The 18735-nt window shown below is 65.3% G+C and carries 19 protein-coding genes; 13 read left to right on the forward strand and 6 right to left on the reverse strand.

What is annotated here, in order from left to right; genetic code table 11:
- Window positions 1-43 precede the first annotated feature (43 nt).
- The 7 genes from QEP15_RS23370 (at window position 44) to QEP15_RS23400 (ending at window position 7452) form a co-directional block, all read left to right on the forward strand.
- Complete coding sequence (locus QEP15_RS23370; protein ID WP_152382784.1) at window positions 44-1396, forward strand: FAD-dependent oxidoreductase; 1353 nt, start codon at window positions 44-46, stop codon at window positions 1394-1396.
- A gap of 17 nt (window positions 1397-1413) precedes the next feature.
- On the forward strand, window positions 1414-2637 hold the full coding sequence (locus tag QEP15_RS23375) for a 3-hydroxybenzoate 6-monooxygenase (protein ID WP_175156214.1): 1224 nt from the start codon (window positions 1414-1416) through the stop codon (window positions 2635-2637).
- 104 nt (window positions 2638-2741) lie between these two features.
- Window positions 2742-3920: an ABC transporter substrate-binding protein gene (locus tag QEP15_RS23380; RefSeq protein WP_152382786.1), complete on the forward strand. Its 1179-nt coding sequence runs from the start codon at window positions 2742-2744 to the stop codon at window positions 3918-3920.
- 79 nt (window positions 3921-3999) lie between these two features.
- Window positions 4000-4914, forward strand: a complete 915-nt coding sequence (locus QEP15_RS23385; RefSeq protein ID WP_152382787.1) for a branched-chain amino acid ABC transporter permease — start codon at window positions 4000-4002, stop codon at window positions 4912-4914.
- Between the two features lie 134 nt (window positions 4915-5048).
- Entirely contained in the window at window positions 5049-6011 is a 963-nt protein-coding gene (locus QEP15_RS23390; RefSeq protein ID WP_152385372.1) for a branched-chain amino acid ABC transporter permease, read from the forward strand.
- Window positions 6008-6760: an ABC transporter ATP-binding protein gene (locus QEP15_RS23395; protein ID WP_152382788.1), complete on the forward strand. Its 753-nt coding sequence runs from the start codon at window positions 6008-6010 to the stop codon at window positions 6758-6760. Before QEP15_RS23390 ends, QEP15_RS23395 begins: the two co-directional genes overlap by 4 nt.
- The gene (locus QEP15_RS23400) at window positions 6760-7452 is read left to right on the forward strand and encodes an ABC transporter ATP-binding protein (protein ID WP_056320504.1); all 693 of its coding nucleotides are present in this window, start codon (window positions 6760-6762) and stop codon (window positions 7450-7452) included. The genes QEP15_RS23395 and QEP15_RS23400 overlap by 1 nt, the downstream gene beginning before the upstream one ends.
- A gap of 9 nt (window positions 7453-7461) precedes the next feature.
- On the opposite strand, the gene QEP15_RS23405 is transcribed toward QEP15_RS23400, so the two are convergent.
- A complete protein-coding gene (locus tag QEP15_RS23405; protein WP_217618293.1) occupies window positions 7462-7824 on the reverse strand; it encodes a glyoxalase superfamily protein in 363 nt (120 codons plus the stop codon).
- A gap of 52 nt (window positions 7825-7876) precedes the next feature.
- Here QEP15_RS23405 and QEP15_RS23410 point away from each other — a divergent pair, with 52 nt between their 5' ends.
- Entirely contained in the window at window positions 7877-8236 is a 360-nt protein-coding gene (locus QEP15_RS23410; protein WP_280148167.1) for a hypothetical protein, read from the forward strand.
- Window positions 8237-8874: 638 nt separating this feature from the next.
- Here the strand turns inward: QEP15_RS23410 and QEP15_RS23415 are convergent.
- The 5 genes from QEP15_RS23415 to QEP15_RS23435 form a co-directional block, all read right to left on the reverse strand.
- Window positions 8875-9891: a Bug family tripartite tricarboxylate transporter substrate binding protein gene (locus QEP15_RS23415; protein ID WP_056320497.1), complete on the reverse strand. Its 1017-nt coding sequence runs from the start codon at window positions 9889-9891 to the stop codon at window positions 8875-8877.
- 164 nt (window positions 9892-10055) lie between these two features.
- The gene (locus QEP15_RS23420) at window positions 10056-10796 is read right to left on the reverse strand and encodes an amino acid ABC transporter ATP-binding protein (protein ID WP_056320495.1); all 741 of its coding nucleotides are present in this window, start codon (window positions 10794-10796) and stop codon (window positions 10056-10058) included.
- 61 nt (window positions 10797-10857) lie between these two features.
- The gene (locus QEP15_RS23425) at window positions 10858-11958 is read right to left on the reverse strand and encodes an amino acid ABC transporter permease (protein WP_063954610.1); all 1101 of its coding nucleotides are present in this window, start codon (window positions 11956-11958) and stop codon (window positions 10858-10860) included.
- Between the two features lies 1 nt (window position 11959).
- Window positions 11960-13150, reverse strand: a complete 1191-nt coding sequence (locus QEP15_RS23430; RefSeq protein WP_142052683.1) for an amino acid ABC transporter permease — start codon at window positions 13148-13150, stop codon at window positions 11960-11962.
- A 168-nt stretch (window positions 13151-13318) separates the two neighbouring features.
- Window positions 13319-14335 carry an amino acid ABC transporter substrate-binding protein gene (locus QEP15_RS23435; RefSeq protein ID WP_062841275.1) on the reverse strand — a complete coding sequence of 339 codons (1017 nt, stop codon included), beginning with the start codon at window positions 14333-14335 and terminating at the stop codon, window positions 13319-13321.
- A gap of 292 nt (window positions 14336-14627) precedes the next feature.
- Between QEP15_RS23435 and QEP15_RS23440 the strand changes: the two genes are divergently transcribed.
- The 5 genes from QEP15_RS23440 (at window position 14628) to QEP15_RS23460 (ending at window position 18725) form a co-directional block, all read left to right on the forward strand.
- Window positions 14628-15383 (forward strand): cell division ATP-binding protein FtsE, encoded by a 756-nt coding sequence (locus tag QEP15_RS23440; RefSeq protein ID WP_056320486.1) that lies wholly within the window; start codon window positions 14628-14630, stop codon window positions 15381-15383.
- A complete protein-coding gene (locus tag QEP15_RS23445) occupies window positions 15380-16288 on the forward strand; it encodes a cell division protein FtsX (protein WP_063954607.1) in 909 nt (302 codons plus the stop codon). The genes QEP15_RS23440 and QEP15_RS23445 overlap by 4 nt, the downstream gene beginning before the upstream one ends.
- A 363-nt stretch (window positions 16289-16651) precedes the next feature.
- Entirely contained in the window at window positions 16652-17533 is an 882-nt protein-coding gene (gene cheD / locus QEP15_RS23450) for a chemoreceptor glutamine deamidase CheD (protein WP_175156463.1), read from the forward strand.
- Between the two features lie 64 nt (window positions 17534-17597).
- On the forward strand, window positions 17598-18128 hold the full coding sequence (gene thpR, locus QEP15_RS23455; RefSeq protein WP_175156464.1) for an RNA 2',3'-cyclic phosphodiesterase: 531 nt from the start codon (window positions 17598-17600) through the stop codon (window positions 18126-18128).
- A gap of 36 nt (window positions 18129-18164) precedes the next feature.
- Window positions 18165-18725, forward strand: coding sequence for a 5'-3'-deoxyribonucleotidase (locus QEP15_RS23460; protein WP_056320478.1), 561 nt, complete (start codon window positions 18165-18167; stop codon window positions 18723-18725).
- Window positions 18726-18735: the final 10 nt, after the last annotated feature.

Here is an 18735-nt window from a genome sequence, read left to right on the forward strand (position 1 = left end):
GCGGCCCGGCCGCGCGCCGACAGCAACAAGCAAGGAGAGTCAGATGGTCATCACCGAACCCGCCCGCCAGGTGCCGCTTTATGGCGAGTACGAGGTCGTCGTCCTGGGCGGCGGCCCGGCCGGCGTGCTGGCGGCCGCCAGCGCCGCGCGCAATGGCGCCAGTGTGCTGCTGGTGGAGCGCTATGGATTTCTGGGCGGCATGGGCACCGCTGCCGGCGTGTCCAACTTCTGCGGCCTGCACGCCAACATCCATGGCGACATCCGGCAGGTGGTGCACGGCATGACCGACGACCTGCTCGACCGCATGCGCGCGATGGACGGGCTGAACGACCCGCATCTGATCCTGGGCAAGATCCACGCGCAGGCCTACGACATTTCGGCGTTCAAATGCGCTGCCGACGGCCTGGTGCAGGCCAGCGGTGCGCAGGTGTTGTTTCACGCGCTGGCCACCGGTGTCGCGCGTGACGACCAGGGCCGCGTGGACGCCCTGTTCCTGGAAACCAAGTCCGGCCGCTGCGCCGTGCGCGCAAAGATCTTCATCGACTGCTCGGGCGATGCCGATATCGCGCAATGGGGCGGCCTGCCGTTTGAAAAGGGCGATGCGCTCGGCCACATGCTGTATCCCACGCTGATGTTCAAGGTGGGCAATGTCGACGGCGCGCGGGCGCAGGAAGCCTGGAAGACCATTCCGGCGCTGATGGACGAGGCCACAGCCAGCGGCGAATTCACCTTTCCCCGCAAGGGCGCCATCGTGCGCCCGCAAAAGCACGATTACGAATGGCGCGTGAACGTCACGCAGCTGGCCAACGCCGACGGCAGCGCCGCGGACGGCACCAACGCGGATTCGCTGTCGGCAGGCGAACTGGAAGGCCGCCGGCAGATCATGAACTACCTGGCTTTCCTGCGCGGCAAGGTGCCGGGCTTCGAACAGGCCTATGTGCTGGACATCGCGCCGCAGCTTGGCATTCGCGAGACCCGCCGCATCGTCGGCGAGGCGGTGCTCAGCAAGGACGACGTGCTGGGTTGCGCCGACTTTCCCGACAGCATCGGCGTCAATGGCTGGCCGCTGGAGATGCACACCGCCGGCGACGTCAAATGGGTCTGGCCGCCGATTCCGGAATCGCGCGGCTACAACCAGCTGCCCTTTCGCATGATGGTGCCCCGGCGCGGCCCGGGCGTGGCCGACAATGTGCTGGTGGCGGGCCGCTGCGCCTCCATGACGCACGAAGGCCAATCTGCCGCCCGCGTGAGCGGCAGCTGCTTTGTCATGGGCGAGGCGGCGGGCACGGCATCCGCGATGGCGTTGCGCGAGGGCATTGCACCCGGCGACGTATCCATCCCCGCGCTGCAGGCGCAATTGAAAAAGCAGGGCGCCTTCCTGGGCGGCCAGGACTGATCCCGGGGGATTCCGACATGACGCAAAACCAGGCTGCAAAGGCCAAAACGCAAACCGTGATCGTCGTGGGCGGCGGCATCGGCGGCCTGGCCGCCGCGCTGGCGCTGACGCGGCAAGGCATCGCGGTTCAACTGCTGGAGCAGGCAGCGCATATCGGCGAGATCGGCGCCGGCATCCAGCTCGGGCCCAACGCGTTCGCGGCGCTCGACGCCCTGGGCGTGGGCCGCAAGGCGCGCGAGCGAGCCGTCTTCACCGATCACATCATCATGATGGATGCCGTGGACGCCAAGGAGGTCGTGCGCATCGACACCGGCGAGGCGTTCCGCGCGCGGTTTGGCGGCCCTTACGCGGTCATCCATCGTGCCGACATTCATCTGTCGATCCTGGAGGCCGTGCAGCAGGACCCGCTGATCCAGTTCCGCACGTCCACGCAGATCGCCAGCATGTCGCAGGACGAACACGGCGTGGAGGTGGTGGACACGCAGGGCAACCGCTACCGCGCCGACGCCGTGGTGGGCGCGGACGGCGTGAAGTCCGTGATCCGCGAGCGCATGGTGGGTGACCCGGCGCGCGTAACGGGCCACGTCGTCTATCGCGCCGTGGTCGAACAGGACAACATGCCGCGAGAGCTGCGCATCAACGCGCCCGTGCTGTGGGCCGGTCCACACTGCCATCTGGTGCACTACCCCTTGCGCGGCGGCCAGCAATACAACCTGGTCGTCACCTTCCATAGCCGCGAGAAAGAGGAATGGGGCGTGCGCGAAGGCAGCAAGGACGAGGTGCTGTCCTACTTCCAGGGCATCCATCCGACACCGCACCAGATGCTGGACCGGCCGACCTCGTGGAAACGCTGGGCCACCGCCGATCGCGAACCCGTGGAGCAGTGGGGCCAGGGACGCGTCACGATCCTGGGCGACGCCGCCCACCCCATGACGCAATACATGGCCCAGGGCGCCTGCATGGCGCTGGAAGACGCCGTGACGCTGGGCGAGGCGATCCGGCAGTGCGATCACGACCTGCCGGCCGCCTTCCGGCTGTACGAATCGGTGCGCATTCCGCGCAGCGCGCGCGTGGTGTGGTCAACGCGAGAGATGGGCAGGCTCTACCACGCGCGCGGCGTGGAGCGCACCGTGCGCAACATGCTGTGGACGGGGCGCAGCCAGTCCCAGTTCTACGACGCGTTGCAGTGGCTGTACGGGTGGAAAGTGGAGAACTGCCTGGCGGCCAAGCCGCCGCAATAACAACCGATAGCCAAACAGCAGGACAGGAAACAGCAGGGCAAGCGGTATCAACACAGCGCAGCACAACAAGCACGAGTGCAAGAAAAGCACCAGAGGAGACAACGATGCACAAAAGCACCATCCGCGGCGCCGCCGCCGTCATGCTGTCATTGGCCTCGTACGCGGCCAGCGCGCAGCCCAAACCGGTGGACATCGGTTTCATCGGCACCCTGTCCACGCCTGCCGGCTACATCGGCGAGGACGAGCGCGACGCCTTCATGCTGGCCGTCAAGGAAGGCGGCGGCAAGCTGGGCGGCGTGCCGGTCAACGTGCGCGTGGAAGATGACGCGCTCAAGCCCGCCAACGCCAAGCAGATCGCCGACAAGATGGTGCAGGGCGGCGTGCGCCTTTTCACCGGCATCAACTTCTCGAACGTGATGGCCGCCGTTGGCCCCACCGTGCTGAACGCGGGCGCCTTCTACGTCAGCCTGAACGCCGGCCCCTCCAACTACGCCGGCAAGGCCTGCAATCCCAACTACTTCGCCGTGGCGTTCCAGAACGACTCGTACGCCGACACCGCCGGCATGGCCGCCAACGAACTGGGCGCCAAGCGCGTCGTCATCATGGCCCCGAACTACCAGGCCGGGCGCGACGCCATTGCCGGATTCAAGCGCACCTACAAAGGCGAGATCGCCGACGAGATCTACACCAAGCTCGAACAGGCCGACTTCTCGGTGGAACTGGCGCGCATCCGCTCGCTCAACCCCGATGCCATCTTTCAGTTTCATCCGGGCGGCGCGGGCATCAACCTGACCAAGCAATTCGCCAATTCCGGGTTGGCCGACAAGATCAAGATGATCACGCCCATCTACTCGATGGATGACCGCATGCTGGCAGCCACCGGCACCGCCGGCAAGGGCTTTTACCTGAGCTCGCTGTGGAGCGCCGACCTGGACAATCCGCAGAGCAAGCACTTCGTCGACGCTTTCACCAAGGCCTACAACCGCCCGCCCACCGCGTACGCGGCCCAGGCCTACGACACCGCCAACCTGATCGGCTCCGCATTGAAAGCCGTGAATGGCGACATCACCGGCAAGCCCGACGACTTTCGCAACGCCCTGCGTCGCGCCGACTTTCCCAGCGTGCGGGGCAAGTTCAAGTTCGGCTCGAACCAGCACCCCATCCAGGACTGGTATCTGCTGCACATCGAAGCGGGTCCCGACGGCAAGCTCGTCTATAAAAACCTGAAGGTGCTGGCGCGCGACCACACCGACGTGCACGCGGCCGACTGCAAGATGCAATGACGCGGCACAGGCTGCGCGGCGCCGGGCTCGCCGGCGCCGCGCAGCCTCACTACACAGACGCTCCCAAGAAGGAGTCGCAATGCTGATGTTCCTGGAGCAGGTCCTGAACGGCCTGCAATACAGCGCCTTGCTGTTTCTGTTGTCGGCGGGATTGACGCTGGTGTTCGGCATCATGAACGTCATCAACCTGACGCACGGCTCTTTCTACATGGTGGGCGCGTTCTGCGCCGCCAGCGCGGCGGCGTCCACCGGGTCGTTCGCAGCTTCCCTGCTGGCCGCGCTGGCGGGCGCGGCGCTGTACGGCCTGGTGATCGAGCTGCTGGTCATCCGTCATCTGTACCGGCGCGATCACCTGGATCAGGTGCTGGCCACGCTGGGGCTGACGCTCTTCACCAATGAACTGGTCACCGTGCTGTTTGGCCGCAGCCCGCCGTTCATGGACATCCCTCCCTTCTTGTCCGGGTCCATCGCGCTCCTGCCCGGCCTGAACTATCCCATCATGCGGCTGGCCTTCATTGGCGCCGGCGCGCTCGTCGCGCTGGGGTTGTGGCTGCTGATCTCGCGCACGCGGGTCGGCATGCTGGTGCGCGCGGGCGCCGACGACGGCGAAATGGTCGATGCGCTGGGCGTGAACATCCAGCGTCTGTTCACCCTGATCTTCACGCTGGGCGCGTTGCTCTGCGGCTTTGCCGGTGTCATGGCCGCGCCCCTGCTGGCCGTGGAGATCGGCATGGGCGAACGCATCCTCATCACCACCTTCGTCGTCATCGTGGTGGGCGGCGTGGGCTCCGTGCGCGGCGCGCTGGTGGGCTCGCTGATGATCGGCATGACCGACGCGCTGGGGCGCGCCTACATCCCCTTCTGGATGTCGCGCCTGCTGCCGCCTGAATTGTCGGACTCGGCCAGTTCCAGTCTCGTGTCCGCCAGCATCTACATCCTGATGGCCATCGTGCTGCTGTTCAAGCCGCGCGGACTGGTGCCGGCCCAGCGCTAGGAACGATATTCATGACCAGATCAATTCCACCGTCTGCCGCGATTGCCCCGGTGTCTGACACCCAGCACGCAAACGCCGCACGGCACGACCGTGCATCGGGGGTGTCAGACACCTGCTCCACAGGCAGGCCGCGCATCAACCGCAGCGTCATCGTCAACACCATCGGGCTGCTGCTCTTCGTGCTGGTGCCGGCCATCGCGTCGGCCACCGGCGAGAGCTTTCTCGTCAACCTCATGACGCGCTTTCTCATCTACGCCATCGCCGCCGTCAGCCTGGACCTCATCCTGGGCTACGGCGCCATGGTCAGCTTCGGCCATGCCGCGTTCTTTGGCCTGGGCGGCTACGTCATCGGCATCGCCGCCTTCCACGTGAACCAGGGCGAGACGCTGTTCGGCTGGAGCGGCAGTAACGCCGCGCTGGTCATGTGGCCCCTGGCCGTCGCCGTCGCAGGCCTTCTGGGCCTGGTGGTCGGCTTTCTGTCGCTGCGCACCTCGGGGGTGCAGTTCATCATGATCACGCTGGCGTTCGGACAGATGCTGTACTTCATCCTCGTCGGGCTCATGATCTACGGCGGTGACGACGGCCTGTCGATCGACGCGCGCAACACGCTGCCCGGCCTGAACCTGAACGATCCGTCCACCTTCTACTACGTCTGCCTGGCGCTCATGACCGCGTGGATCATCGTGTGCCGGCGCATCGTCAACTCGCCCTTCGGCATGGCCCTGCAGAGCATCAAGCAGAACCCGCGCCGCAGCATCGGGCTGGGTCTCGCCCCGCTGCGCTACCGCCTCACTGCATTCGTGCTGTCGGCAGCCGGCACCGGACTGGCGGGCGCGCTGTGGGCCAACTACGCGCTTTTCGTCAGCCCCGACATGTCGGCCTGGCAGAAGTCGGGCGAACTCATGGCCATGGTCATCCTGGGCGGCATGGGCTCCATCTTCGGTCCCGTGCTCGGCGTGGCCGTTTACCTGGGCCTGGAACAGGTCGCCACCGGTTGGACCGAGCACTGGATGCTGATCCTGGGGCCCGTGCTGGTCCTGGTCGTGCTCTTTGGCAAGCGTGGCGTATACGGCTGGCTGGCGGGAGGCAAGCAATGACGTCGCAACCCAAACTGGAAATCCGCGGCCTGCAGAAATCCTTTGGCGCCGTGCACGCCACGCAGGACGTCAACCTGGCCGTGCGGCCCGGTGAACTGCACGCCCTCATCGGTCCCAACGGCGCGGGCAAGACCACCCTGCTGTCACAGATCAGCGGCGAGATCCTGCCCGACGCCGGCAGTATCTGGCTCGACGGCGGCGACATCACGCGCATGCCCGCCCACAAGCGCCCAGCCGCCGGACTGGCCCGTTCCTTTCAGATCAGCCAGCTCTATCCCGACTTCACCGCCGAAGACAACGTCGCCATGGCCGTGCAGGCGCATAGCCCCGGCGGCTTCAACCTCTGGCGCAACGCCCGGCGCATGGCGCGGCTGCGCGAGCCCGCGCGCGACGCCCTCGAACGCGTTGGCCTGGGCGACCGCGCCGGCGTGCGCGTCTCGGCGCTGGCACACGGCGAAAAGCGCCAGCTTGAACTGGCCATGGCGCTGTCGCTTGACGCGTCCGTCCTGCTGCTGGACGAGCCCATGGCCGGCATGGGCGCCGAGGAATCGCAGCGCATGACCGCCCTGCTCCAGACCCTGAAGGGCCGCTACGCCATCTTGCTGGTCGAACACGACATGGACGCCGTCTTCGCGCTGGCAGATCGCGTCACCGTGCTGGTCTACGGCAAGACGATCTTCACCGGCACGCCCGACGAGGTGCGCCGCCATCCCGACGTGCGCGCCGCCTACCTGGGCGAGGAAAACTGATGCTGCAAGTCAAACAACTGCAAGGCGGCTACGGTGCCAGCAAAGTGCTTTTCGGCGTCGACCTGGACATCGCGCCGCGCCAGGTCGTCTCCCTGATCGGCCGCAACGGCATGGGCAAGAGCACCACCGTCAAAACCCTCATGGGCATGCTGCCCGCACAGGGCGGCAGCATCCTGCTCGACGGCAAACCCATCAACGGCATGGCCCCGCACCGCATCGCCCAATTGGGCATCGGCCTTGTCCCCGAAGGCCGCCGCGTCTTCGGATCACTATCGGTCGAAGAAAACCTCATCGCCACCGCCCGCAACACCCGCGCCGGTTGGCACGTCGGCCGCGTCTTCGACCTCTTTCCGCGCCTGAAAGAGCGCCGCACCCAATCGGCCCGCACGCTCTCGGGCGGCGAACAACAGATGCTCGCCGTCGGCCGCGCCCTCCTCATCAACCCGCGCCTGCTCATCCTGGACGAAGCCACCGAAGGCCTCGCGCCGCTCATCCGCCAGGAAATCTGGAACTGCCTGCGCCGCTTGAAGGAAGAAGGCCAGACCATTCTGGTGATCGACAAGAACCTCAAGGAAATGGCCACCCTGGTCGACCGCCACCACGTCCTGGAAAAGGGCCGCGTCGTCTGGCAAGGCAGCCCCGCCGAACTGGCCGCGCAACCCGAACTGGCGCACCGCTACCTCGGCGTGTAGCGCCCACCGCTAATCCTGCGACTCGCAAAAGCTCAACCGGTTGCTAAACGGATCGATCACCGCCAACACGCGCCCCCACGGCATTTCTTCCACGCAAGGCCGCATGTAGGCGTACTGCTTCGCGCTGACCTCAGCGTGAAACGCATCCACGCCCTGCATCCGCACAAACACCGCCGACCCCGGCGTCGCATCGCCATGATGCTCCGACAGGTGCAGCACCAGATCGTCCCGATGCACCTGCGCATACAGCGGAAAGCCCGCTTCGAAGCGATGCTCCCAATCCCAGGTGAACCCCAGAAAATCCAGATAGAAATCGCGCGCCTTTTCAACGGAGAAAATGCGCAGAATCGGAATCGCGGCTTGCAGGTGCAGGGCGGGTCCTTGGTAGGATGCGAAAAAACCAGCATAGAACAGAAGCCCATTCATGCCCATTGCCACCCAAGACTCCTGGAAACACCTGTCCGCGCCCGCTCAACGTGAACCGCTGCATTTTCAGGGGCGTTATACCGCCGACGAGTACGCCCGCTTGCAGCACGGCGTGATTCCGCAGAAGATGGAAGACAAATGGTTCATCTACCTGCATGACGGCTGGCTGCGTTTGCATCGCAGCTGGACCGGAAACTGGATCTACGCGCTGCGGCTGGAGCAGGACGGCGATGCGTGGACGGTGACTGATTCGTGGGCGAACCGTGATCCGGAGCAATACCGGTTGACCGATGCGGAATATGACCGGGCTTCGCTGCAAAGGATGTTGCAGTGGCTGATCAAGGGACCGGCGGTTTGAGGTAGGCGCATGGGCGTTTCGCGCCGTGCATGGGTTTGCGCTTCGATGGGTGTCAGACACGCGGGTCGCCTATGCCCTGGCTCGGAGCGGCGTCTCTGAGGGTGTCAGACACCTGGCGCAACAGCGCGCAGCGTCATCGCCCCGACGCAAGACACTGCGTATGCCCCGCCAGGCCGCCCGCGCGGCCGAGGCGGGGCGGGCACCGCAAGACGCTTCAAACCCAGTCGACGCCGGCAAGAACCTCAAGAACCCCACCCGCCCCAGCGCCCGCCAAGCTGAATTCACCCGAGCCCGGTGTGGCGGCGGCCTGTGGTGCGCGGGGCGTGTAGATGCGCCCGAGGGAATCTGAAGGGAAGGCCGAAGGCCTGGACGAAGATGACGAAGGGGCAGTCCGGAGCGAAGGCTCCGGACCGCAATCGTAGCCCCGCGCGCCACAGGCCGGCGACGCGCCGGGCGTCACTAGAAAGCAAAGCTCCCGACCGGAAAGCATCCAGGTGTCACCAGAAAGCAAAGCCCCCGACCGGAAAGCATCCACGCACCATCAGAAAACAAAACGCCCGCCAGGAAAGCATCCCGGCGGGCCGCAAAACTGCATCGCAACAGGCATCCCGTAAAAAAGATGCCCGTTGCCAGCGCCATCAATTCAAGCTAGCACCCGAGATCTTCACGATCTCCTGATACTTCGCCTTCTCGGCCTTCACAAAATCAGCAAACGCTTCAGGCGTCATCGGGCCCGCTTCGGAGCCCATCGTCAGCAGACGCTGCTTCACATCCGCCTGCCCCATCGCCTCGGCATAGGCCTTGTTCAGCTTCGCCACCACCGGCGCCGGCGTGCCGCCCGTCGTGAACACGCCGAACCACGTGCCCAGGTCAAAACCCTTCACGCCCGATTCCTCGACGGTCGGCACATCAGCCAGCAACGACGAGCGCTTGGCCGTCGTCACGGCCAGCGCCTTCACCTTGCCGTCCTTGATCAGCGGCGCCGACGCCGCCAGATTGTCGAACATGAAGTCCGACTGGCCCGACAGCAGCGCCAACTGCGCCGGCGCCGCGCCCTGGTAGGGGATGTGCTCCACATTGATGCCGGCCCGCGCTTTGAGCAGCTCGCCCGACAGGTGGCCCGCGCTGCCATTGCCGCCCGAACCGTAATTCAGCTTGCCCGGATTCTTCTTCGCATATTCGATCAAGTCCGCCAGCGTCTCGATCTTGTTCTTCTGCGCGAACTCCAGATTCATCACCAGCACGTTCGGCACCGCCGCCACGATCGTCACCGGCGCAAAATCCTTCACCGGGTCGTACGGCAGGTTGGCGAACAGCCACGGATTGATCGCGTGCGTCGCCACCGCGCCCATCACCAGCGTGTAGCCGTCAGGCTGCGCCTTGGCCACCAGGTCCGCGCCGATATTGCCGCCCGCACCCGAACGGTTTTCCACGATCACCGGCTGACCCAGCGAACCGCGCACCTTCTCGGCCAGCATGCGCGCCATCGTATCCAGCGGGCCGCCGGGCGGGTAAGGCACCACGAAGCGGATCGGCTTGGTCGGGAAGTCAGCGGCCTGCGCCAGCGCCGGGGCGCCGAAAGGCAGGGTGGCGGCCAGCGCCACGGCGCCTTGCAACAGGGCGCGGCGCACGGCGCTGCGGGGGGTATTCGTCATGGTGTGTTCTCCTCACTCCGTAATCAATGGCGGTCAGTAGCATACCCCACGCACGTGGCTGCCGTAACAAAGGGATACCTGGAATATCCCCCCGACTTCCCGGGTTTGCCGAACGCCACCCAAAGAAAAACCGCCCGAAGGCGGTTTGGCGGATCAGCGCGCGATCAGTGCAGGATCTGGCTCAGGAAGAGCTTGGTCCGTTCGTTCTGCGGGTTGTCGAAGAACTCGTCCGGGGTGTTCTGTTCGATGATCTCGCCGCGGTCCATGAAGATCACGCGGTTCGCGACCTTGCGCGCAAAACCCATTTCGTGCGTCACGCAGATCATCGTCATGCCGCTTTCCTGGGCCAGGCTCACCATCACGTCCAGCACTTCCTTCACCATTTCCGGATCCAGCGCCGACGTCGGCTCATCGAACAGCATGATCTTGGGGTTCATGCACAGCGACCGCGCGATCGCCACGCGCTGCTGCTGGCCGCCCGACAGCTGGCCCGGAAACTTCTTGGCCTGCTCCGGAATGCGCACGCGCTCCAGGTACTTCATTGCGGTGGCTTCCGCTTCCGCGCGCGGCTTCTTGAGCACCCACATGGGTCCCAGCGTCAGGTTTTCCAGCACCGTCAGATGCGGGAAAAGATTGAAATGCTGGAACACCATGCCCACGTCCTTGCGGATCGTCTCGATGTGCTTCAGGTCATTGGTGAGCTCCGTGCCGTCCACGATGATGTGGCCCTTCTGGTGCTCTTCAAGGCGGTTGATGCAGCGGATCATCGTGGACTTGCCCGAACCCGAAGGTCCGCACACCACGATGCGCTCGCCTGGCGCCACGTCCAGGTTGATGTTGCGCAACACGTGGAACTGGCCGTACCACTTGTTCACGTCCTGCAAACGAATAATGGCATCCGACATGCCTGTACTCCCGTAAGTATCGCGGTGCGCGCCCGCCTGGCGGCGGACGCGCGGCAAATTGCTAGCGTGCGTGACCCGTGGCCAGGCGTTTTTCCAGCGCCTGGCTGTATTTGGACATGGAGAAGCAGAAGACGAAGTAGATCAGCGAAATGAACAGGTACGCTTCCACCCCGAATCCGCGCCATGCCGCATCGGACAAGGCTGCCTTGGCCGCCAGCGTCAGGTCGAAAATGCCGATGATCACCACCAGCGACGTGTCCTTGAACAGCGCGATGAAGATGCTGACCAGCGGCGGAATCACGATCTTGAGCGCCTGCGGCAGGATGATCTTGCGCATCTGCTGCCAGTAGTTCAGGCCCAGCGAATCCGCGCCCTCGTACTGTCCCTTCGGAATCGCCTGCAAACCGCCCCGCACCGTTTCCGCGATGTAGGCCGCGGCGAACATGATGATGGCGATCTGCGCGCGCAGCAGCTTGTCGATCGAAAAGCCTTCCGGCAGGAACAGCGGCAGCATTACCGACGACATGAACAGCAGGCTGATGAGCGGCACGCCGCGGATCAGCTCGATGTACACGACGCACAGCGCCTTGATCGCCGGCATCTTCGAGCGCCGGCCCAAGGCCAGCAGCACGCCGATCGGAAACGCGAAGGCGATGCCGAACGTGGACAGGATGAGCGTCAGCGGCAGGCCGCCCCAGCGCGCGTTTTCCACGTAGGTCAGGCCGAACACGCCGCCCCACATCAGCAGCGCCACGGCGGTCAGGCCCACGGTCCAGATGACGGCAAGCTTCCAGTTCCAGAAACGGCGGATGCCGCTGCAGACGATCACGCCCACCAGGATGACGGTGGCGATCAGCGGCCGCCATTGTTCATCGTAGGGATAGGTGCCGAACAGGATCAGCCGGTGCTTTTCAATGATGAACGCCCAGCAGGCGCCGCCCGAGGCACGGCACTCCTGTGCGTTGGACGCGGTGAAGTTGGCCTTGATGAAGGCCCATTCCACCAGCGCCGGAACCGCCATCAGCAGGAACCACGCGAGCAGCACCGTGATGAGGATGTTCAGCGGCGACGAGAACAGACGCGTCCTGAGCCACGCCCAGGCTCCGGTCTGGTTGCTGGGCGGCGGCAGGGCTTCGCTGGGGGTATGCGTAGTGCTGCTCATATCAACGCTCCACCAGCGCGATGCGCTTGTTGTACCAGTTCATGAAGATCGAGATCGACAGGCTGACCGTGAGGTACGCGCCCATGATGATGAGAATGCCCTCGATGGCCTGGCCTGTCTGGTTCAGTGTCGTGTTCACGACCGACACGATGTCGGGGTACCCGATGGCCACGGCCAGCGAGCTGTTCTTCGTCAGGTTCAGGTACTGGCTGGTCATCGGGGGGATGATGACGCGCAGCGCCTGCGGCAGGATCACCAGGCGCAGCACCTTCGAGCGCGGCAGGCCCAGCGAGCCCGCGGCTTCCCATTGGCCGTTGCTGACCGCCTGGATGCCCGAGCGCACCACTTCGGCAATGAACGCCGACGTGTAGATCACCAGACCTGCCAGCAGCGCGGCGAATTCCGGCGACAGCGTCAGGCCACCCGAGAAGTTAAAGCCCTTGAGCTCAGGCATGTCCAGCGTCAGCGACGCGCCGCTGACCAGCCAGCCGATGAACGGCAGCCCGATCAAGAGGCCAATGGCCCAGCGCCCGAGCGGGAACATGTGGCCGGTGGCCTCATGGCGCTTCTTGCCATAGTGGCCCAGGATGATGATCGCGACGATCGCCAGTCCCAGCCCGGCCAGCATCCAGTCGAGCGAGTTGCCTTCCAGCGCCGGCACTTTCAGGCCGCGGTTGGAAATGAACACGCCCGGCAGCGGATTGTGCGCCTGGCGCGGACCCGGCATGTTCTCGGTGATCAGCGCATACCAGAAGAAGAGCTGCAGCAGCAGCGGCACGTTGCGCATCACCTCGACATACACAGAGGTGATCTTGGCCACGAGCCAGTTCTTGGACAGGCGGCCGATGCCGATGAGCGTGCCCAGGATGGTCGCCAGCACGATGCCAAGGACGGCGACGCGCAGCGTGTTGAGCAGGCCGATCACGATGGCTCGGCCGTATGTGTCAGAGGGGGAATAGGCGATGGCGGTTTCGCCGATGGCAAAGCCCGCCTCGCGGTTCAGGAAGCCGAAGCCCGTGGCGATGTTGCGCACGGACAGGTTGTGGAGCGTGTTTGAAACCAGGAACCACACGGCCCAGGCTACCGCGGTCAGCGCAATTACCTGGTAGACCACGGAGCGTACGCCGGGATCGTTCCAGTTCAGACGCCGTGGGGGTGCCGAAATCGGGGCGTTTTTGTTGGGAGTCATCATGATGAATCTACAGAAGTCGGACACCGGGTGGCAGGCCCGGAAAGCCGCGCCACCCACTTCTGCCGCCCGCCCGAAGGCGGGTTAGGGCCTGTCCAGAATACACGTCCTGTGCAGACAGGCCCTAGGCATGACGGAGAGCCGTGCTCCGCCATGCCAGGCAGCCGCGCGTCAGCGCACCGGCCAGCCGTACATCAAGCCACCTTGCTTGTACGAAGCGTTCAAGCCGCGCTCCAGCTTCATCGCGCTGTTCTTGCCCAGCGTGGCTTCGAAGCTTTCGCCGTAGTTACCCACGTTCTTGATGATGTTGTAGGCCCACTTGTCGTCCACGCCCAGGTTCTTGCCCATGCCCGGGGTCACGCCCAGGATGCGCTGGATGTTGGGGTTGGGGCTCTTGAGCATTTCGTCGACGTTGGCCTTGGTGATGCCGTATTCCTCGGCTTCCAGCATGGCGTTCAGCGACCAGCGCACGATGTTGAACCACTGCTCGTCGCCCTGGCGCACCATGGGACCCAGCGGTTCCTTCGAGAAGTCTTCCGGCAGGATGACGAACTTGTCCGGATTCTCGAGCGTCGTGCGGGTCGAGGCGAGCTGCGACTTGTCGGTCGTGAACGCGTCGCAACGGCCGGCCGAGAAGGCGCGGATGATTTCGTCGTACTTGTCGATCACGACCGGCTTGAATTCGATCTTCTGGCTGCGGAACCAGTCGGCGAGGTTCAGTTCGGTGGTGGTGCCCGGCTGCACGCAGATGGTGGCGCCGTTCAGTTCCTTGGCGCTCTTGACGTTCAGGTCCTTGGAGACCATGACGCCCTGGCTGTCGTAGTAGTTCACGCCCACGCCGATCAGGCCCAGCGTCGTGTCACGGGTCAGCGTGACGGTGGTGTTGCGGGTCAGCACGTCGACTTCGCCGGACTGCAGCGCGGTGAAGCGTTGCTGGGTGTTCAAGGGCGTGAACTTGACCTTGGTCGCGTCGCCGAACATGGTCGAGGCGATGGCGCGGCACATGTCCACGTCGATACCCTTGTATTCGCCCTTGCTGTCGGCGATGGAGAACCCCGGAATGCCCGTCGAAACCCCACACTGGACAAACCCTTTCTTCTTGACGTTATCGAAGGTTGCGCCCGCATTGGCAGCCGAGGATGCAGCGAACAGGGCAGCGCCAATGGCAGCGAGTTTCAGTACTTTCATCGTGATCTCCGTGTGGGATGAAGCGAATCCAAAGCAAAGGCCGGGTTGGGCCCACGCATGGGGCGGATGGTAGCGTCCGAAAAGCACGCGGCGCATCCGGGAATTCCCTTGAAATATAGGGACACTGGATGAAATGAAACGCTGTTTTTGACTAAAAACAGGGACGCGCTTTCAGATTTGCGAACCTGTGTTTCAGCCGGCCGAATGATGCGCACATGTTCTGACCGCGCCAAGAGATGTAGGCCACCTTACTGTCCCCGAGTTACTATGGCGGCTTCATCTGACAGCCGCCATGATCGAATTCCAGCACGTATTCAAATCGTATGGTCGCGGCCGCAATATTCTGGCCGACATCAACTTCCGCGTGAGCGCGGGAGAGTTCGTTTTCGTATCGGGGCCATCCGGCGCCGGCAAGTCCACGCTGCTCAAGCTGATCGGCGGTCTTGAGCCCGCCAGCCGGGGGTCCATCCAGGTGAACGGGCAGCGGCTGGACAAGCTGCCGGCCCGCGCCCGGCCCTACCTGCGCCGCGCGGTCGGCGTCATCCTGCAGGACACGCACCTGCTGTTCGATCGAAGCGCGTTCGAAAACGTGATGCTGCCGCTGGCGGTCCAGGGTCACCCCTGGGATTCCGCCGCGTCGCGCGCGCGCGCCGCCCTGGACAAGGTCGGCCTGTCGGGCAAGGAAGACCTCAACCCCATCGAGCTTTCGGGCGGCGAACAGCAGCGCCTGGCCATCGCCCGGGCCATCGTCAACCGGCCCGCCATCCTGATTGCGGACGAACCCACCGCCAACCTCGACCACGACAACGCGCAACGCATCATGAACGTGTTCCGCGACTTCAACCGCGTCGGCGTCACCACGCTGATCGCCTCGCACGACCAGGAACTCATGGCGCGCTACGCCACCCGCACCCTGCGGATCGAGCCGGGCAAGTTTGCCGACTCCCACGGCCCCGCCACCCCCACGGACGGCATGGCCGCACAGGCTGCGCCGGCACGCGCCGCCCGCACCGAGCCAGGCCTTGGTCATCCGGGAGAGTCCGCATGAACGCCTGGCTGCGGCAACATCGCTACGCGCTGCTGGTCACGCTGCGCCGGCTGATCAAACAACCCTTCTCCTCGCTCGCCAACCTGCTGGTCATGGCGCTGGCGCTGGCGCTGCCGCTCTTGGGCAGCGCCATCCTGGTGTCGGTGCAACCCGTGGCGCGAGAGATGTCCGTCACGCCGGAGGTCACCGTCTTCATGCGTGTGGACGCGCCGGCGGGCGCCGCCGCGGACGTGGCCAAGCGCATCAAGGACGATTACCCGCAGGACGTGCGCGCCGTGCGCGTGGTGGGCCGCGAAAGCGCCTTGGCCGACCTGCGCGCCAACCCCGCCTGGCAGGAGGCGCTGGCCGTGCTGCCCGGCAATCCGCTGCCCGATGCGGTCGTGGTCACGCTGGCCGATGGCGACAACCTGGCCGGACGCGCCGATACGCTGGCCTCGGCCTGGAAGCAATGGAACCACGTGGACCTCGTCCAGCTGGACAGCGCCTGGGTCCAGCGGCTGGAAGCCATCCTGCGCTTCGCGCGGATCGGCCTGGGATTCCTGGCCGCGTGCGTGGCGGTCGTCGTGCTGGCCACGGTCTTTAACACCGTGCGCATGCAGGCGCTGTCGCAACGCGAGGAAATCGGCGTGGCGCGGCTGGTCGGCGCCACCGAATCGTTCGTGCGCCGGCCGTTCCTTTACTTGGGCGCGCTGTCCGGCGCCCTGGCTTCCTTGCTGGCCATCGGGGTCGCGGCGGTCGCGCTGTCGCCCCTGAACGAGGCCCTGCTGGGACTGGCGCGTAGCTACGGGGCGGAGTTCGCCCTGCACCTGCCGGGCGCCCCCGTCCTGATCGGCGCGGTCGTCGCCTCCGCCGCGCTCGGCGCGCTGTCTGCCCGCTGGTCGGTCACGCGCAGCACCCGGTTCTGACCCCGCCGCGAGGGGGGCCCGCCCCCTCAGGTACTGCCGTCCGCGCCCGGCCCGCCGTCTGTGTCTTATCTGCCGGCGGGTCTAAAGGTCCGTTTGAAGCCCCTTCCTCCCCGTGATCCGGGGAAAGACCCCCAAATGCCCTGTGTACGATGACTGCCTGCCATCCGTGCGGGCCGTTTTGCGTGCGGGGGACAGGTACGAGTTCCAATAAACGACGCTTTGGTCGTATTTACACAGTTTTCTTCCAAGCGCTGCCGGGATATGCAAGAATAAAGCGACATTTTTGTACATTTTTTGTCACAATTACCGCTTCCGCTCGCATTTCAGTGTCTCAATCGCCGTTTTTGCCCAGATATCCGTCCCATGGCCGCTCTTGAAGCCCGCGCAACACGTCATTACTACGACAGCGCGTTCCAATCTCAGGCAGTGAAAGTGCTCCCCAACGAGTACTACGTCACCAACGAGAACATGATGATCTCGACCGTGCTGGGGTCCTGTGTGGCGGCGTGCATCCACGATCCGGTGACGGGCGTGGGCGGCATGAACCACTTCATGCTGCCCGAGGGCGACATGCAGTCCCCCGCATCGGCCACCATGCGCTATGGCGCCTTTGCGATGGAAGTGCTGATCAACGAGCTGCTCAAGGCCGGCGCCTCGCGCGACCGCCTGGAAGCCAAGGTGTTCGGCGGCGGCGCGGTGCTGGCGGCCATGCAGCAGATGAACATCGGCGAGCGCAACGGCCAATTCGTCCTGAACTATCTGAAGACCGAAGGCATCCCCGTCAAGGCGCAGGACCTGGGCGACGTGCACGCGCGCCGCATCAATTATTTCCCGCGCGACGGCCGGGTGATGGTGCGCAAGATGGCGCCGCACCACCAGCGCGCCGAAGAGATCATCGCCAAGCGCGAACAGGAAGCCGCGCAAAGCGCGGCGGCCAAGACCGCCACGCCGCAACGGGTCGAGCGCTTTACGCGGCCGGGCGTCGAACGTTTCGACCGTCCAGGCGTGGAACGGCTGGATCGTCCCGGCGTCGACCGGCTGAACCGCCCCGGCGTCGAGCGTTTCGACCGTCCTGCCGCCCGCCCCGGCGTGGAACGCTTTGACCGCCCTGCCCGGCCTGGCGTCGAGCGCTTTGACCGGCCCGCGCCGGCCGACGCCGCCCCCGCGCAAGCGGCCCGCCCCAGCGCGGCGCGTCCCGGCGTGGAGCGCTTCGATACCGGACTGACCCGGCGTCCCAAGCCGTAACCCGGCCGGCCCGCCGCGCAGGGCGGCAGAGTGCAATAGCGGGTGGGCGTCCTACAATCTGCGCATGTCCACCCTCCGCCTCTTCTACGCGCTATGGCCGTCCCCTTCGCTGGCGGCGTCACTTGCCGGTTGGGCGGAGCAGGCCAGGCTGACATGCGGCGGTCGCGCCATGCGCACCGAGACGCTGCATCTGACGCTGGCATTCCTGGGGCCGGTCGACAGCGCCCTGGCCGATGAACTGGCCGCCGCCACGCCCGGCCGCGGGCTCGCGCCGGGCGACGTGCCGCTGGAACGCTATGGGGTGTTCAGCCGCCAGCGCATCCTGTGGGCGGGCCCGTCCGAAACGCCATTCGGCCTGCAGCAAGCCCACGACGATCTCTGGCAGTGGCTGTCCGGCTACGGGCTCACCCCGCCCACCCAGCCTTTCCGCCCGCACGTCACGCTGCTGCGCAACATCACGCAGGCCGAGCCGCCCGACGACGCGCCCGCGCCGCTGGACTGGCATTACGACCGCATGGTGCTGGTCGCGTCCGAGTCGCTGACCGGCGGCAGCCGCTACCGCATCGTGGCGCAATCCCGGCCGCTCGGCGGCTAGGGCACAATCGTACGGTTGCCAATTCCTGGGACCCCCATGATCATCCTGCTGGATCAAGACGGCGTGCTGGCCGATTTTGAACACGCCTTCATTGACGCCTGGCGCGCGCGCCACCCTGACGTCGCGCCCGTGGCGTTCGAGAACCGCAAGTCCTTCTACATCCGCGAGGATTACGCCCCCGAACTACGCGGGATGGCCGAGGCCATCTACACAGCGCCGGGTTTCATCCGCAACCTGCCGCCGGTCCCGGGCGCGCTCGCGGCCTTCAAGGAGTTGCTGGCGCTGGGCATGGACGTGCGGATCTGCTCGTCGCCGCTGTCCCAGTTTGAAAACTGCGTCGCCGAGAAATACCTGTGGGTGGAAAAGAACCTGGGCCGCGAGGCCACCAACCGGCTGATCCTGACCAAGGACAAGACGCTGGTGCAGGGCCATCTGCTGATCGACGACAAGCCGCATATCGAAGGCGCCGCGCGGCCGCGCTGGAAGCACATTCTGTTCGATGCGCCCTATAACCGCGAGGTGACGGACCGCCCGCGCATCAACTGGCAGAACTGGCGTAACGTGCTGGCCGGCGAGCTCTATACGGCAGACGCCTGACTCCGGCTGA

The organism is Achromobacter mucicolens, from assembly GCF_029866465.1.
Lineage (GTDB): Bacteria > Pseudomonadota > Gammaproteobacteria > Burkholderiales > Burkholderiaceae_B > Achromobacter > Achromobacter mucicolens.

Excerpts from the sequence above, each read along its gene's own strand:
- QEP15_RS23370 (WP_152382784.1), top strand. The coding sequence starts at position 44 with ATGGTCATCACCGAACCCGCCCGCCAGGTGCCGCTTTATGGCGAGTAC.
- QEP15_RS23375 (WP_175156214.1), top strand. The coding sequence starts at position 1,414 with ATGACGCAAAACCAGGCTGCAAAGGCCAAAACGCAAACCGTGATCGTC.
- QEP15_RS23380 (WP_152382786.1), top strand. The coding sequence starts at position 2,742 with ATGCACAAAAGCACCATCCGCGGCGCCGCCGCCGTCATGCTGTCATTG.
- QEP15_RS23385 (WP_152382787.1), top strand. The coding sequence starts at position 4,000 with ATGCTGATGTTCCTGGAGCAGGTCCTGAACGGCCTGCAATACAGCGCC.
- QEP15_RS23395 (WP_152382788.1), top strand. The coding sequence starts at position 6,008 with ATGACGTCGCAACCCAAACTGGAAATCCGCGGCCTGCAGAAATCCTTT.
- QEP15_RS23400 (WP_056320504.1), top strand. The coding sequence starts at position 6,760 with ATGCTGCAAGTCAAACAACTGCAAGGCGGCTACGGTGCCAGCAAAGTG.
- QEP15_RS23410 (WP_280148167.1), top strand. The coding sequence starts at position 7,877 with ATGCCCATTGCCACCCAAGACTCCTGGAAACACCTGTCCGCGCCCGCT.
- QEP15_RS23415 (WP_056320497.1), bottom strand. The coding sequence starts at position 9,891 with ATGACGAATACCCCCCGCAGCGCCGTGCGCCGCGCCCTGTTGCAAGGC.
- QEP15_RS23420 (WP_056320495.1), bottom strand. The coding sequence starts at position 10,796 with ATGTCGGATGCCATTATTCGTTTGCAGGACGTGAACAAGTGGTACGGC.
- QEP15_RS23425 (WP_063954610.1), bottom strand. The coding sequence starts at position 11,958 with ATGAGCAGCACTACGCATACCCCCAGCGAAGCCCTGCCGCCGCCCAGC.
- QEP15_RS23430 (WP_142052683.1), bottom strand. The coding sequence starts at position 13,150 with ATGATGACTCCCAACAAAAACGCCCCGATTTCGGCACCCCCACGGCGT.
- QEP15_RS23435 (WP_062841275.1), bottom strand. The coding sequence starts at position 14,335 with ATGAAAGTACTGAAACTCGCTGCCATTGGCGCTGCCCTGTTCGCTGCA.
- QEP15_RS23440 (WP_056320486.1), top strand. The coding sequence starts at position 14,628 with ATGATCGAATTCCAGCACGTATTCAAATCGTATGGTCGCGGCCGCAAT.
- QEP15_RS23445 (WP_063954607.1), top strand. The coding sequence starts at position 15,380 with ATGAACGCCTGGCTGCGGCAACATCGCTACGCGCTGCTGGTCACGCTG.
- cheD (WP_175156463.1), top strand. The coding sequence starts at position 16,652 with ATGGCCGCTCTTGAAGCCCGCGCAACACGTCATTACTACGACAGCGCG.
- thpR (WP_175156464.1), top strand. The coding sequence starts at position 17,598 with ATGTCCACCCTCCGCCTCTTCTACGCGCTATGGCCGTCCCCTTCGCTG.
- QEP15_RS23460 (WP_056320478.1), top strand. The coding sequence starts at position 18,165 with ATGATCATCCTGCTGGATCAAGACGGCGTGCTGGCCGATTTTGAACAC.